Raw genomic sequence first — 15,340 nt, forward strand, 5'->3', positions numbered from 1 at the left:
GCTTCCGCATGGCTTTTCCTGTTCGCTCCCTGCTTCTGTCGGCCCTTTTTGCGGGGGCAATTCAGCTGGCGCATGGCCAGAACGTGCCCTTCGATGCCGCTCACATTCCGAACAAGGAGCTGCTGAAAATTTCCCAGAAGGCCATTCGCAGCGGCGACGACGACTACAAAGCCGCCCCGCCGCGCTACGCCGCCGCGCTGCCGCATTTTCTGGAAGCGCAGAAAATCAACCCCAACAACGGCGCCCTGAACCTGCGCGTGGGCGACTGCTACCTGCACGCCGGCGACGTGCCCACCGCCCTGCCCTACCTGCAAAAAGCCGCCGAGCTGGAAACCGGCCCCGCCGCCCCACAGGCGCACTACGTGCTGGGCCGCGCCTACCAGCTCAGCGCCCGCTGGACCGAAGCCATCAAGGAATTTGAGCGCGCCAAGCCGGTGGCCGCCGCCGCGGCCGCTAAGAAGGGCCAGGCCCCTGCCGACGCCAGCGCCGCCGACGTAGCCCGCCGGCTGGCCGAGTGCAAGGTGGGCCAACACCTGACGCAGCACCCCGTGCGCCTGTTTGTGGATAACCTGGGCCCAACGGTGAACTCGCCGGAGGACGACCACAGCCCGCAGGTGCTGGCCGATGAGTCGGTGCTGCTGCTGAGCTCGCGCCGGGCCGGGGCCATGGGCGGGGCCAGGGCCGGCAGTGGCCACGGCTTTGCCGATGACATCTACATGGCCACGGGCAGCGGTGGGGCCTGGGGCCCGTCGCGCGTGCTCAACGCGCCGGTGAATACGAACGGGGCCGACCAGGCCGTGGCCGTATCCATCGACGGGCAGCGGCTGCTGCTGCACACCGACGACGAAGCCGACGACCTGAGCGAAGCCCGCCTCTCGGCCGCCGGCTGGAGCAAGCCGCACCCGCTGGGCGCGCACATCAACACCAAGTACCGCGAAACGTCGGCCACGTTCTCGCCCGACGGGCGCTACGTGTATTTCGTGAGCGACAAGCCCGAGGGCAGCCTGGGCGGGAAGGACATTTACAAGGCCGAAATCGATGGCAAGACGCCGGCCGTGAACCTGGGCGCGGCCATCAACACCCCCTTCGATGAGGAAGGCGTATTTATGCAGCCCGATGGCAAGACGCTGATTTTCTCGTCGCAGGGCCACGGCACCATGGGCGGGTTCGACCTGTTCAAATCGGTGTTTGAGAACGGCAAATGGAGCACGCCGGAGAACCTGGGCTCGCCCATCAATAGCCCCAACGACGACATGTTTCTGGTGACCACGGCCTCGGGACGCTACGGCTACTTTGCCAGCGACCGGCCCGGCGGCCTGGGCGGGCAGGACATTTACCGCATCACCTTTCTGGGGGCCGAGAAGCAGGCCGTTATCAACCACGACGACCGGCTGCTGGCCGCCCGCCCGCGCCTGGTGCGGCAGCCCCGGCCCGCGCTGGCGGTGCCCGTCATCACCCCCACCGTGACGCTGCTGAAGGGCACCGTGACCGATATTGCCAACCAGCAGCCCGTGCCGGCCCGGCTGGAAGTCATCGACAACGCCAACGGCCAGGTGCTGGGCTCGTTCCAGACCACGCCGAATGGCAAATACCTGCTCAGCTTCCCCTCGGGCACCAACTACGGGCTGGTGGTGAGCCAGGAGGGCTACCTCTCGCAGTCTGAAAACGTGAACCTGCCGCCCGCCGCCGGCTACGCCGAAAACAAGCGCGACATTCGGATGCAACGCCCCGAAGCGGGCTCCAACATCGTGCTCAACAACGTGTTTTTCGACCCCGGCAAGGCCACCTTGCGCCCCGAAAGCACGGCCGAGCTCGACCGCCTGGTGCGCCTGCTCAACGACACCAAGCTGAAGCTGCACCTGGCCGGCCACACCGACAATGCCGGCGACCCCGCCGCCAACCAGGACCTAAGCCAGCGCCGCGTGCAGGCCATCATGGCCTACCTCATCGAGCACAAAATCAAGCCCGAGCGCCTCACGGCCACCGGCTACGGTGGCACGGTGCCGCTGGCCTCCAACACCACGGAGGCCGGCCGGCAGCTCAACCGCCGCACCGAATTCAAGGTGGTAGCGCGCTGATGGCCTGAACTCCGCCCGCCGGCGCGCGTATGGATAAGCACGTTTCTCCGCTGCATCTGGCGGGTATTGCCCGTGCTTATGTGGATAGTTTTTGCTTTGCTGGCGGCTTTGGCCTCCGCTTCCGTGGTCACGCTGTCGAAGGCCGCCATCAAAGATGTGCCGCCCAGCCTGGTGTTCGCCATCGAGGCAGTCTTGATTCTGCTGGTGGCCTGGGGCACGGTGCTGTGGCAGGATTTGCTGCCCGAAATTGGCAAGATTGAGCGCAAAACCTGGCTGGTGCTGGTGGTGGCGGGCGTGCTCACGGCCACGTCGTCGCTGCTGGTTTTCCGGGCGCTGTCCATCGGCGACGCCTCGCGGGTGTCGCCGCTCACCAACATTACGCTGGTGTTTTCGGTGTCGATGGCCGCCTTCTTCCTCAAGGAAAAACTAACCTGGCAGGTGATACTCGGAGCGGCTTTCATGGCGGCCGGGGCCCTGCTCATTGCCCTGGCCAAGCCGGCCGACAAAAAGGAAAGCAGCAGCAAAAATGGCCGCCCCGCCAGCGGAACCACCATTTACGAAACCAAGCCCACGGCGTAAGCTCAATTTGCGGCAGGGGCCAGCAGCGCTTCCGCTTCGAGCAGCAGCGAGGCGCTCATCAGCAAATCGTGCAGGTGAAACACCTCTTCGAGGCTGAACACAAACGCCTGATAGCTAACCGGCCCGGGCAGGGTGATGCAGCGCGCCAGCGGGTCGGGCAAACGGCAGGCGTGCTGTTCGTAAAGCGTGGCCACGGCTGTGCGCCAGCCGGCCAGCTCGGCCCGTTGCAGGCACAGGGCCACGTTGCCGAAATACAGGTGCAGGCAGCAGCCGGCAGAGCAGCCGGCAGAGCAGCGCGCAATGCAGCCTAGGTCGTTGTGATGCAGGTAGCGGCACATAATCGGGAAGCCTTGATTCTATTTAGAAATATTCTAAATATCAGCAAAGGTATTGTCCTCAGCCCACGGACCCAATTTTATTTAGAATTATTCTAAATAAAATTACGGCCACAAAAAAAGGCCGCTCTGCGGGCAGAGCGGCCTTTTCAGCCTGCTGGCGCAGCCTTCGGGCTTAGCAATACTCTTCGAATGCGCCCTGCAGGTTGTTCACGATGCGCATGGCATCGGAGCCTTCGATGTGGTAGCGCTCAATCATGTGCACCAACTCGCCGTCTTTGAACAGGGCGATGCAAGGGGACGAGGGCGGGTACGGGAGCAGGTGCTCGCGCATTTTGGCCACGGCGTCGGTTTCCATGCCGGCGAAAACGGTGACCAGCTTGCCGGGCTTCTTGTCGGCGCTGGCGAGGGCCATTTTGAGAGCGGGGCGGGCTTTGGCGGCGGCGCAGCCGCACACCGAGTTCACGGCCACCAGCACGGTGCCTTCGTTGGAAGCAAGGGCCGACTCTACTGCTTCGGGGGTCATGAGCTGCTCGAAGCCTGCTTCGGTGAGGTCCTGGCGGATGGGGGCCACCATGTATTCGGGATAAACTGCCATTGTCGTAATGAGTTATAAAAAAGCGGCATGGCCGCAGATGGGAACAAAAGTACGGGACTGTTTTGCATAAGTCGGCAGCCGGCCAAAAGGTTCGGGCAATGAGGCAGCCAAAACAGGCGGCAGCGCTACGGACCAGCTAAAATTGCAGATTGACAAATATTTATCTATAATTTACCATAATTACTCATACCTTACACAGCACAATTTATTCTTCACTTTTTAATAAATAAACACAGATGAGGTTACCTCTACCATCTTCCCGGCCGCGGCGTCGGCTACTGCTGGGCTTAGCTGCCTGGGGCATTTTGAGCCAATCGGCTACTGCTCAAACGCAGCCGTGCCCCACGGCCGAGGCGCTGTGGGCCCGCCACCACACGTTGGCACCGGCCAGAATCACCGCCAGAAACCAGGTATCTGCCCGCGCCAACTCCCGCCTCGACAGCGAGCTAAAGCGTCTGGATGCGCTGGCGGGCAGCATATCGGCCAGCGAGCTGCAAGCCAGTTTTCCGGCGTTAAGCTTCGGCCTGCACGCGGGCCAGCCCACGGTGCTGGTCCGCATCACGGCCAAGGACGTGAACGCCCTGCTGCCCCAGCTCCAAAGCCGGGGCTTTGAGGTGAGCAGCTCGTATCCCAAGCTGCACTTTGTGGAGGGCATGCTGCCCGTGCGCCAGCTGGCCGCCGCCGACGCGCTGAGCAGCTACGGCCTGATGGGCATCCTGGCCTCGCTGAAGCCCGAGAGCAACGGCGGGCTGGTGACCAGCCAGGCCGACTACGGAATGGAAGCGGCCCGCGCCCGCGCCACCCGCCCCAAGCAGGTGACGGGAGCCGGCGTTACGGTTGGCGTGCTAAGCGACTCGTTCAACTTTCTGAGAGGGGCCGGCGCAGACATCGCCTCGGGCGACCTGCCGGCCGCCGGGGTGCGCGTACTGACCGATTTGACGGCCAGCGGTTCTGACGAGGGTCGGGGCATGTGCCAGCTGGTTTATGACCTGGCTCCTGGCTCGCCTCTGGTTTACAGCACGGCTTTTGGGGGCGAAGGTGTATTTGCGCAGCACATTCGCGACCTGGCCAGCGCGGCCGGTGGCAGTTGCAAAGTGATTGTGGACGACGTATTCTACTCCGCCGAGCCGTTTTTTCAGGACGGAGTTATTGCCCAGGCCGTTACGGATGTAGTCACGAATCAGGGCGTGGCCTATTTCTCGTCGGCCGGCAACCACGCCGACAACAGCTACGAGAATGCCGCCCCACAGTTTGCCGCCAATGCCAACGGCGTACGCTGCCTCAGCTTCGACGTATCGGGCGCGACCACCGACCTCACGCAGCACCTCACCATAAGCAACCAGGGCATTTTTAAGCCCGTGCTGCAATGGTCCGACCCGTTTTACACAACCAGCGGCGTGCGAACGGACCTCGACATGTACCTGCTGGCGGTGAGCAGCGCCGGCGCGGTGGATACCGTAGCGCGCAGCAACTCGCGCAACCTGCTCACCCAAACACCCGGCGAATACTTCTCCTTCACCAACACAACGGCAACCACCGGCACCACCAGCTTCGACCTGGTTATCGTGCTGAAGGGCGGGGCCACGCCTACCCGCGTCAAGTACGTGAACTTCAACAACGGAGCCACCCCGCCCGTGGCCGAGTGGAACACATCGAGCAGCACCACCACGGGCCACAACACGGCCGCCGCGGCCATGTCCGTAGCGGCGGTGCCTTACTACAACCTGCAAACCAAAGAAGGCTTCACCTCGAAAGGCGGGGCCCTGCCGTTTTTGTTCTCGCCGACCGGGGCGGCCCTGACCACGCTCACCACCCGCCAAAAGCCCAACATTGCCGCCATCGACGGCACGAATACCACGTTTTTCGGCTACGACTACGAGGGAGACGGGTTTGCCAACTTTTTCGGCACCTCGGCAGCGGCCCCGCACGCGGCAGCCGTAGCCGCGCTGCTACTTTCCGCAGAGCCTACTCTCACGCCTACCCAAGTATATAGCCGGCTGGTAAGCAGCACCCGCCTGCTGCCCAACACCACAGCCACTGACCCTTACACCGGCCCCGGGCTTCTGGATGCTTTCACCACCCTGTACGGCCCGCTGGTGGCCACCACGCCGCCCGTGACGGAAGACCTCGAAAAAGGAGCCCTGCCGGTGAGCTGGCAGGTGGACGGCTACGCCGCCGGGCGGGTTCAGGTATCGACGCAGGCGCCAGCCTCGGGTATCCAGAGCCTGTTGCTCGACTCTTATCCCTACATCAACTCGGCTTCGCTGAGCGAGGCCACGCTGTTTTTGCAAGGCGCGACGGCCACCGACCTGCGGCTGACGTTCCGGGAGCGCAAGTTTGCCACCGAAACGGATGAGGCCATGCCCGTGCAGTTTCCCAATCACAGCAACACCGATGGCGTGGCACTGAGCGTGGATGGCGGCTTGAACTGGTACCGCATCATCGACCTGACCGGCACCAATGCGACGACGACTTTCCAAACCAAATCGGTGGATTTGACGGCCTTCGCCACAGCCAACAGCCTGACGCTGGGCAACGACATCCGCATCCGGTTTCAGCGCTACGGCCGGGGCGGCGTGATACCGGCTGCCCTCAGCAACAGCCCCGGCCGGGCTTTTGATGACATTGTGGTGGGCAGCCGCAACCCGGCGGCGGTGCCGCTCTACACCTACAGCCAGCCTACGGCGGGCTGCTCGGCCCTGCAGGTCCAGTTTGCCGACTCGTCGCTGTTTCGGCCCACGGCCTGGGCCTGGACGTTTGCCGGGGGCACGCCCGCCACGTCCACGCTGCGGGTGCCGCCCCTCATTACCTACAACACGCCCGGCCGCCACAGCGTGACGCTGAGCGTGACCAACGCGGCCGGCACCGTGACCCGCATCGATACCGGCCTGGTGGTGATAAACAGCCGGGCCCCGGTGGCCGCCATTACGGCTTCCAGTCTCAGCATTTGCAGCGGCAATTCGGTCACGTTCGCCAGCTCGGCGCTGTATTGCCCCGACACCTACTCGTGGACGTTTGCGGGCGGCACACCCGCCACTTCGGGTGCGCTGAACCCGCGCGCGGTAACCTTTGCCACGCCCGGGTCGCACACGGTCAGTCTCACCGTCAGCAATGCGTTTGGCAGCACTACGACTTCAATCGTCGTGATGGTGGATGCCCCGCTACCCTCGTCCTTCACCGAAACCTTCAACGCCGCGGCAGCCCTGCCCCCTGGCTGGTCGCTGGTGACGCCTCCCCCAGCCCTGCCCTGGGCCCTGCGCGACAACGTGGTGGGGCGTATTGGCACGGCCAGCCGGGTCGGGGTGGCTCAGTTTGCGGCCGATGCCACGGTAGGCACCCATCCGGCGGTGTACACGGCAGCCTACAGCCTGCCCACCAACGCCACGCCCACCCTCAGGTTTGACGTGGCCTACCGGCCCTATGCCAGCGTGGCGGGCGGGCCGGTTACCGCCAACGACTCGCTCATCGTGCAGATTGCCAATGCCTGCACCGGGGCCGTGCTGGGCCGGCCCTACGCCAAAGGGGCGCTGGGCACGCTGCCCACCGGCACCAGCGTGCCCGGCTTCGTGCCCGCCACGGCGGCCGACTGGCGCCAGGAAACCGTGGACCTGACGCCCTACATCGGCAACCGGGTGGTCATCCGCTTCGTGGGCCGCAACGGCCACGGCAACAACCTCTACATCGACAACGTGCAGCTGAACAGCACGGTGCTTTCCATGGCCTCGGCGGCCGATGCCGTGGGCTTCGAAGCCTGGCCCAACCCCACGCCCAGCGGCACGGCTCTGAACCTGCGCCTGCCCGCCTACACTGGCCAGGTGAGCCTGCGCCTGGTAGATGCCCTGGGCCGCGTGGTGTGGCAGGAGCAGGTGCAGCAAACCGGCGTGGCTCTGGAGCGCACCCTGCGCCCCACGCTGGCCGCCGGCCTCTACGACCTGCTCTACGTGCCGGCCAGCGGCACCCTGGCCGCCCGGCACATTGTGCTGGAGTAGCCTGTTGCTTTCAGGCAGAAAAAAGGGCCGGGCGCTGAGCGTCCGGCCCTTTTTTCAATTTCAGGCTACGGCACTATCGTTTCGATGCTGCCATCGGGGCGGCGCTTCAGCTCGGTTACTTTGATGTTGCGCAGCCAGGTTTTGCCGCTCAGCTGGGTATCGTGGTAGAAGATGTACCACTTGCCTTTCACTTCGATGATGGAGTGGTGGGTGGTCCAGCCCTCCACGGGCTGCATGATGACGCCCTGGTAGGTGAAGGGGCCGGTAGGTTTGTCGCTGGTGGCGTACACCAGCAGGTGGGTGTCGCCGGTGGAGTAGGAGAAGTAGTATTTGCCGTTGTACTTGTGCAGCCAGCCGCCCTCAAAGAAGCGGCGCTTGGTGTCGCTGGCCAGCAGGGGCTTGCCGGCTTCGTCGAGGATTTTGAGCTCCTGCACCGGCCCGTCGAAGTGCTTCATGTCGGCCGCGAGCTTGCCCACGCGGGCGTTGAGGGCGGGCACGTCGCCGTTGGGCTCTTTTTCGGGCGCGTTGGCATCGTAGGTGCCTTTTTGCCAGCGCTGCAGCTGGCCGCCCCACAGGCCGCCGAAGTACATGTAGGCCTTGCCGTCGGTATCCTGAAACACGGCCGGGTCGATGCTGAAGCTGCCCGCAATGGGCGTGGCCTCGGCCTTGAACGGGCCGCTGGGCGAGGTGCTGGTGGCCACGCCGATGCGGAACACGTCCTGCTTGTCCTTCACCGGGAAGTAGAGGTAATAGGTGCCGTTTTTGAAGGCCGCATCGGGGGCCCAGAGCTGGCGGCCGGCCCAGGGAATGTCCTTCACCGACAAGGCCACGCCATGGTCCGTCACCTTGCCGCCCACGCTGTCCAGCGACAGAATGTGGTAGTCGTTCATGGCAAAATGGTCGCCCTTGTCGTTCTCCGGAATGCCGGCCTCGATGTCGTGCGAGGGGTAGATGTAAATCTTGCCGGCGAAGACGTGGGCCGAAGGGTCGGCGGTGTAGATGTTGCTGATGAGCGGCTGCGACAGGTACTTTTTGGCGGCGGCGGTGTCGGCTTTGGGCGCTTCGGCGGGGGCGGTGGTCGTGGTGGTTTCCTGCTTGGTTTCGGTGGATTGGCAGGCGGCCAGCAGGGCCAGCGAGGCGGCGAGGACAGCCGCCGGGGCTTTCGATTTCAAGGGGTTGCGCATGGGGAATTTTAGGGATTGAAAACGCGGAAAAAGCTCCGGCCACAGCCTTGGGCTAATGGCTAGCCAATGTGGAGCCAGGCAGGAGCTCGCGCAAAGATAGATGCGCCTTTCATCCGCGCAACCATTTGATTTTTAACCCATTTTAGCCGCAAACTACCGCAACCGATTCCGATAGTCCGGCTTTCGCCCTGGTAAAAAACCCGGCTTGCCGGGGCACAGCCGATAACTATTTTGCCCCCAAACACTTTTAGCAGGCAGCCGCCGTGCGCGGACCTTCCACCTTGTTTCACTCGCTGCTTATGGACACTCTCCCGGCCACCGATTTCCGCCGAATCTTTCAGATAATTGATGGCAACCGCAAGGCCGTGGGCGACGGCTTCCAGGTGACGAGCCCCATGCCGGGGCCGCGCATTCGCCAGCTCAGCCCCTTCCTGCTCATCGACCACATCGGACCGATGGCCATTGCGCCGAGCGAGCAGCCGCTGGGCTCGCCGCCGCACCCGCACCGGGGCTTCGAAACCGTGACCATTATGTACCAGGGCGTGCTGGCCCACCGCGACACGGCCGGCCACGCGGGCAACATCGGCCCCGGCGACGTGCAGTGGATGACGGCCGGCGCGGGCCTGCTGCACGAGGAGCTGTACGAGAAGGAGTTCACCCGCCGGGGCGGCACGCTGGAAGTGGTGCAGCTCTGGGTGAACATGCCGAAGAAGGACAAAATGGCCCCGGCCAACTACCAGGACATTCCGTCGGCCGACATCAAAACCCTGCCCACGCCCGATGGCAAAGGCACCATTCGCGTCATTGCGGGCACTTACGAGGGCGTGGCCGGCCCCGCCAGCACGTTCTCGCCCATCACCATGCTGGACGTGCACCTCCGCGCCGGGGCCGACTTCACGCTGAACCTGCCGGCCGACTACAACGTGGGCCTCTACGTGGTGAAGGGCGCGGTGCAGCTCTACGACGGCCGCCCGGCCACCACCAAGCAGCTGGTGGTGCTGGGCTGGAACTCGCCCGGTGTTCGCCTCACGGCCACCGAAGACAGCATCGTTCTGGTGCTGGCCGGCGAGCCGATTGAGGAGCCGCTGGCGACCTACGGGCCGTTTGTGATGAACACCAACAAGGAGCTGGTGCAGGCCATTGCCGATTATGAGGCCGGGGCCATGGGCAAGTTTGCCGACTGACCACTCCGCCTGTCATCCTGAGCGCAGCGAAGGACCTTCTCACGTCAGAGCGGTAGCCGTTCAAGCGTGAGAGGGTCTTTCGCTGCGCTCAGGATGACAGGCGCGTTTCGTTACCGCTGCCCGGCGTAGCGCACCCCGAAAAAGTCGCCGTTGTTCCACGTCGGCCGCGCCGGGTCCTGCGCCACCTGGTAGCCGATGAGGAAGCAGAGCTGCACGTATTTGCGGCCGGCCTCGAAATCGAAGCGGCCGTTGATGTCGTCCTGCGGCTTGTGGTAGGTCACGGCGCGCCACTGCTGCACGGCTTCGCTGAGGTTGTTGCGGCCGTCGGCGGTTTTGTTGCCGTACTTGATGTGCAGGGCCGGAATGCCGGCCGTCACGAAGCTGTACTGGTCGCTGCGGATGAAGCGGTTCTGCTCCGGCTCGGGGTCGTTTTCGAGGTCGATGGCCATGTAGGCGCAGGCGCGTTTCACGGGCTCGATGAGGGTGGAATGCGGCGCGCCCAGCGCCACCACGCTCAGCAGCGGGGCAATGAGTGTGGGCATGTCCATGTTGATATCGGCCACGATTTTAGCCCTGGGCACCGTGGGAGCGGCCGCGAAGGCCGACGAGCCGAGCAGGCCCAGCTCCTCGCCGGTCATGAACACGAACAGCATCGAGCGCCGGGGCTTCTCTTTGAGCCGGGAATAGACTTTGGCGATTTCGAGCACGCAGGACACGCCCGAGGCATTGTCGTGCGCGCCGTTGTTGATGGAGTCGCCCTTCACCGGGGCGGTGATGCCGAGGTGGTCGAGGTGGGCGGAATGCACCACGTACTCGTCGCGCAGCCGGGCGTCGGAGCCGGCAAATTTGCCCACCACGTTGTAGCTCTCGAAGTCCTGATACGTCGATTCGGCGCTGGCCGAAACAGTGGTTTTCAGCACCACCGAGGCCGGCTTGCCGCTGCGAATGGCGGCAAAAACCGCCGTGGTATCGAGGGCCGAGGTTTGCAGGAAGCGCTGGAGCGCAACCGAGCTCACCGCCGCGTAGAACTGCTGCCGGCTGCCGGGCGCGAACGTGCGCGACACGGCTATTTTGCCATCGGCCCCGAGTACGCTGTTGGTGCCGGCCTTCACGCTGGCGGGCGGCGTGGCGTGGGTCGAGGCCACCATCAGCCCCACGGCGCCGTGGCGGATGGCCGCCTTCAGCAGCCCGGCCAAATCCTGGCTGGCCGAGGCCACGGTGGAGGCAAACGTGCGGGGCGCGCCGCGCACAATCAGCACCACTTTGCCCTGCACGTCGAGGCCGGCGTAGTCGTCGTAGCCCAGCTCGGGGGCGCTGATGCCGAAACCGGCGAAGGCCAGCGGCGCGTCTTTCACCCTGGTGGCGGGCAGCTCGGGGCTGGGGTAGAGCACGTAGTCGGGGCCGGCGGCCAGGGGCAGCGCCGCGCCTTGCGCGTCACGCGCTTCAAACGTCGCGCCGGGCCGCAGAAAGGCGCGGCGCAGGCGCACTTTCTGCAGGTAGGTACCGGCTTCGCCGGCGGGCTGCACGCCCAGGGTTTTGAGCTGCCGGGTCACGTAGTCGACGGCCAGCTGGTAGCCGGGCGTGCCGGCTTTGCGGCCCTGCAGGCGGTCGTCGGCCAGGTAGGCAATGTGGGCTTTGATGTCGGCGGGCCGGACCTGCTCCAGGGCAGTGGCCACGGGTTTCGGGACGGTGAGCGGGGCCTGGGCGTGGGCGGCGGCCCCCAGCAGCAGGCTGCTGAAAAAGCTAAGGAAACGGAAAAATCTCATGCTGTAAAGAAACGCAGCGCCACCGAACCACTGTAGAGACGCGACACTTCGCGTCTCGTCGTTGAGCGACTAATTCCTCAGCGTTGCTGCTCATAATGAACAACATCAGCAACAACGAGACGCGAGGTATCGCGTCTCTACAGCGTAATTTCCGCCCCATCCTAACCCAAATGCACCGGCCGGGTTTACCTTGCTCCTCCCTGCCATCCCATGCCCGATTCTTCGCCGCCCGTCATTCGCGCCACCGCGCTTCGCAAAAGCTTCGGGGCCCACGCCGTGGTGCAGGACGTGTCGTTTGAGCTGGCGGCCGGCGAAACGCTGGTGCTGCTGGGCCCCAGCGGCTGCGGCAAAACCACGCTGCTGAAAATGCTCAACCGCCTGATTGAGCCCGACGGCGGCACCGTCGAAATCAACGGCCTCGATGTGCGCCGGCAGCCCGCCGAAACCCTGCGGCGCGGCATGGGCTACGTCATTCAGCAGGTGGGCCTGCTGCCGCACTACACCGTGGCCGAGAACATTGCGGTGGTGCCGCGCCTGCTGGGCCACGCCCCGGCCGCCATTGCGGCGCGCACCACGGCGCTGCTCACCCGCCTGCACCTGCCGCCGGCGCGGTATGCCGGGCAGCTGCCGGCGCAGCTGTCGGGCGGGCAGCAGCAGCGCGTGGGCCTGGCCCGCGCCCTGGCCGCCGACCCGCCCATTATTCTCATGGATGAGCCCTTTGGCGCGCTCGACCCCATCACCCGGGCCGGCATCCGGCGCGAGTTTCGGGAGCTGGAGGAGCTGCGGAGCAAAACCGTGGTGCTGGTGACGCACGACGTGACCGAAGCCTTCGAGCTGGCCGACCGCATCATGCTGCTCGATGCCGGGCAGATTCAGCAGCTGGGAACGCCGCGCGAGCTGCTGTTCCGGCCCGCGAATGACTTTGTGCGGCGCTTTTTTGCGGCTGAGCGGCTGGCTTTGCAGCTGCGTACGCTCACGCTGCATGATGTTTTCGGCAACGCTGAAGTAAATAAACCGGGCGCCGCGGTACATAAACCCCACTCAGCGGCACAAAACCACACCTTGGGGCCAAGCTCAACCACAGGCCCGGCACATACGTCCGAATTGTTGGTAAATAATTCGGAGGGTGGGGTAAATAACCCGGTGGGCAGCCAGCCATTCGCCGCCGCAAGTAAGCAAGCGGCTGGCGCAAAACCATTGGCAGGAGCGAAAAACGCGCCTGCTTTCGCTCCCGCCACCACCGTGCACGAGGCCCTGGAAGCCCTGACCGGCGCCGGCGCCGCGGCCGACGCGCCCTTCACCGTGGCGCAGCTCATGGCGGCCTTCGGCGAAGCCCTGCAACGAGAGGAGGACGCATGGAAACGCTAGGCGCGCTCTTCACCTTCTGGCACGAGCAGGCCGGCAAGCTGGGCCAGCAAACCGTGCAGCACATCGGCCTCACGGCGGGCTCGCTGCTGCTGGGGGTGCTGCTGGGCGTGCCGCTGGGGCTGTTTTTGTCGCGCCGGCCGCGCTGGGCCCCGGCGGTGCTGGGCCTGGCCGGCGTGCTCCAGACGGTGCCCAGCATTGCCCTGCTCGGCTTCCTGATTCCGCTCATGGGCATTGGGCCGAAGCCGGCCATCTTCGCCCTGTTTCTGTACTCGCTGCTGCCCATCATCCGCAACACGTTCGAGGGCATTCGGGGCGTGCCGCCGGCGGTGGTGGAGGCCGCCCGCGGCCTCGGCCTGACGGACGGGCAGGTGCTGCGCAAGGTGGAGCTGCCGCTGGCGCTGCCGGTGCTCATGGCCGGCATCCGCACGGCCACGGTCATCAACGTAGGCGTGGCCACGCTGGCGGCCTACGTGGCGGCCGGCGGGCTGGGCGAGTTCATCTTCGGCGGCATCGCCCTGAACAACCCCGTGATGATACTGGCCGGGGCGCTGCCCGCCGCCGGCCTGGCCCTGGCCTTCGATGCGCTGCTGGGCGGCGTGCAGAGGCTGAGCACCCGGCGGCTGGGCCAGGTGGGCACGGCGCTGCTGGTGGCGCTGCCGCTGCTGGGCGGGCTCTACCTGCTGCCCCGGGCCACCGGCAAGCTGCTGGCCGGCTTCAGCCCCGAGTTTGTGGGCCGGGCCGATGGCCTGCCGGGCCTCACCAAAAGCTACGGCCTTGCGCGCCTGCCCAGCGTGGTGCTGGCCCCTGCGCTGGTGTACGAAGCCGCCCGCAACGCCAACGTGGACGTGATAGACGGCTACAGCACCGACGGCCGCATCCGGGCCTACGGCCTGCGCGTGCTGCGCGACGACCGCCGGGTGTTTCCGCCCTACTTTGCCGTGCCCGTGGTGCGCCCCGCCCTGCTGCGCGCGCACCCCGAGCTGGTGCCGGTGCTGGCCCGGCTCGATGGGCAGATTTCCGACTCGGTGATGACGGAGCTGAACTACCGGGCCGACTACCTGCATCAGGCCCCCAAAGCCATTGCCGAGGCGTTTCTGAAGCAGCGCGGGCTGTGGCGCGCCCCACGCCCGGCCGCAGCAGGGGCCCCGGTGGTGCGGCTGGGCTCGAAGATTTTTGCCGAGCAGTACATCCTCATCGAAATGTACGCGGCCCTCATCCGGGGCGCTACCGACCTGGCCGTGGAAACCAAGACCGGGCTGGGCGGCACCACCATCTGCTTCGAAGCCCTGCGCAGCGGCGCCATCGACATGTACCCCGAATACACCGGCACCGGCCTGCTGGTGCTGCTGCAGCCGCGCCCGACCGTGGTCGATTCGCTGGGCGGGCGGCCGGCGGCGGTGCTGGGCTACGTGCGCCAGGAGTTCCGGCGCCGCTTCGGGCTGCAATGGCTGGCCCCGTTGGGCTTCAACAATACCTACGCGCTGCTCATGCGCGGGCAGCAGGCGCGGGCGCTGGGCATCGTGAGCGTGTCGGATTTGGGCGGGTACCTGCGGCAGTAGCGCAGGCTTTGGGCTGTCATCTTCAGCTGTCATCCTGAGCTTGCGAAGGACCTTATCACGATTGCGCCGATTGATAAGGTCCTTCGCAAGCTCAGGATGACAGACGGGCTGCTACTTTCGCGCCATGATGCTCGCCTACGCCACGCCCGCCGATGCCCCGCGCCTCACCGCATTCGTGAATGCCGCCTACCGGGGCGACACCGCCCGCCAGGGCTGGACCACCGAGGCCGACCTGCTCGACGGCCAGCGCATCGACGAGGAAGGCATGCTGGAGATGCTGGCCCGGCCCGGCGCGGCCCTGCTGCTCTGCCAGAGCGCGGCCGGCGAGCTGCTGGGCAGCTTTCATGTGCAGGTGAAGGGCGCGCTGCTCTACCTCTCCATGCTGGCCGTGAACCCCGCCGGCCAGGCCCGGGGCGTGGGCAAGTTCCTGCTGCAAGCCGCCGAGGACCACGGCCGCCGGCACGGCTGCACCCTGAGCCGCATGACGGTTATTTCGGTGCGCGCCGAGCTGCTGGCCTACTACGAGCGGCGCGGCTACCAGCGCACCGGTGCCACCGAGCCCTTCCCCACCGACCCGCGCTTCGGCATTCCGAAGCAGCCGCTGGTGCTGCTGGTGCTGGAAAAGCCGCTGTAGGGGCGGGGCCTGCTCCCGCCCGTCGGCGCGCGGCACGGTTAGCACCGCACGAACGTCTGGGCGGGG

At 65.6% G+C, this 15,340-nt stretch carries 11 protein-coding genes; 7 read left to right on the plus strand and 4 right to left on the minus strand.

The genetic code is table 11. The annotated features are described in order from the left end of the window. The first annotated feature begins 8 nt into the window (after positions 1-8). Positions 9-2,078 carry an OmpA family protein gene (locus ACYVHT_RS19290; protein WP_460555860.1) on the plus strand — a complete coding sequence of 690 codons (2,070 nt, stop codon included), beginning with the start codon at positions 9-11 and terminating at the stop codon, positions 2,076-2,078. 78 nt (positions 2,079-2,156) lie between these two features. After that, entirely contained in the window at positions 2,157-2,657 is a 501-nt protein-coding gene (locus tag ACYVHT_RS19295) for an EamA family transporter (protein WP_460555863.1), read from the plus strand. A gap of 2 nt (positions 2,658-2,659) precedes the next feature. Here ACYVHT_RS19295 and ACYVHT_RS19300 read toward each other — a convergent pair whose 3' ends face one another. Then, complete coding sequence (locus ACYVHT_RS19300) at positions 2,660-2,995, minus strand: hypothetical protein (RefSeq protein WP_460555866.1); 336 nt, start codon at positions 2,993-2,995, stop codon at positions 2,660-2,662. Between the two features lie 172 nt (positions 2,996-3,167). Further along, positions 3,168-3,590 carry a BrxA/BrxB family bacilliredoxin gene (locus tag ACYVHT_RS19305; protein ID WP_460555868.1) on the minus strand — a complete coding sequence of 141 codons (423 nt, stop codon included), beginning with the start codon at positions 3,588-3,590 and terminating at the stop codon, positions 3,168-3,170. A 305-nt stretch (positions 3,591-3,895) separates the two neighbouring features. Here ACYVHT_RS19305 and ACYVHT_RS19310 point away from each other — a divergent pair, with 305 nt between their 5' ends. Beyond that, complete coding sequence (locus tag ACYVHT_RS19310) at positions 3,896-7,579, plus strand: PKD domain-containing protein (protein ID WP_460555871.1); 3,684 nt, start codon at positions 3,896-3,898, stop codon at positions 7,577-7,579. Positions 7,580-7,644: 65 nt separating this feature from the next. Here ACYVHT_RS19310 and ACYVHT_RS19315 read toward each other — a convergent pair whose 3' ends face one another. Beyond that, entirely contained in the window at positions 7,645-8,763 is a 1,119-nt protein-coding gene (locus tag ACYVHT_RS19315) for a glycoside hydrolase family 43 protein (protein ID WP_460555874.1), read from the minus strand. 299 nt (positions 8,764-9,062) lie between these two features. Between ACYVHT_RS19315 and ACYVHT_RS19320 the strand changes: the two genes are divergently transcribed. Then, the gene (locus ACYVHT_RS19320) at positions 9,063-9,947 is read left to right on the plus strand and encodes a pirin family protein (RefSeq protein WP_460555876.1); all 885 of its coding nucleotides are present in this window, start codon (positions 9,063-9,065) and stop codon (positions 9,945-9,947) included. Positions 9,948-10,057: 110 nt separating this feature from the next. On the opposite strand, the gene ACYVHT_RS19325 is transcribed toward ACYVHT_RS19320, so the two are convergent. After that, a complete protein-coding gene (locus ACYVHT_RS19325) occupies positions 10,058-11,713 on the minus strand; it encodes a M28 family peptidase (RefSeq protein ID WP_460555879.1) in 1,656 nt (551 codons plus the stop codon). Positions 11,714-11,923: 210 nt separating this feature from the next. Between ACYVHT_RS19325 and ACYVHT_RS19330 the strand changes: the two genes are divergently transcribed. The 3 genes from ACYVHT_RS19330 to ACYVHT_RS19340 all read left to right on the plus strand — a co-directional run bounded on the left by ACYVHT_RS19330 (position 11,924) and on the right by ACYVHT_RS19340 (position 15,274). Further along, on the plus strand, positions 11,924-13,081 hold the full coding sequence (locus ACYVHT_RS19330) for an ABC transporter ATP-binding protein (protein WP_460555882.1): 1,158 nt from the start codon (positions 11,924-11,926) through the stop codon (positions 13,079-13,081). Continuing rightward, positions 13,069-14,640 carry an ABC transporter permease/substrate-binding protein gene (locus ACYVHT_RS19335; RefSeq protein WP_460555885.1) on the plus strand — a complete coding sequence of 524 codons (1,572 nt, stop codon included), beginning with the start codon at positions 13,069-13,071 and terminating at the stop codon, positions 14,638-14,640. The genes ACYVHT_RS19330 and ACYVHT_RS19335 overlap by 13 nt, the downstream gene beginning before the upstream one ends. A 124-nt stretch (positions 14,641-14,764) precedes the next feature. Then, positions 14,765-15,274, plus strand: coding sequence for a GNAT family N-acetyltransferase (locus tag ACYVHT_RS19340; protein ID WP_460555888.1), 510 nt, complete (start codon positions 14,765-14,767; stop codon positions 15,272-15,274). The last annotated feature ends 66 nt before the right edge of the window (positions 15,275-15,340 follow it).

The organism is Hymenobacter daeguensis (genome assembly GCF_054780555.1).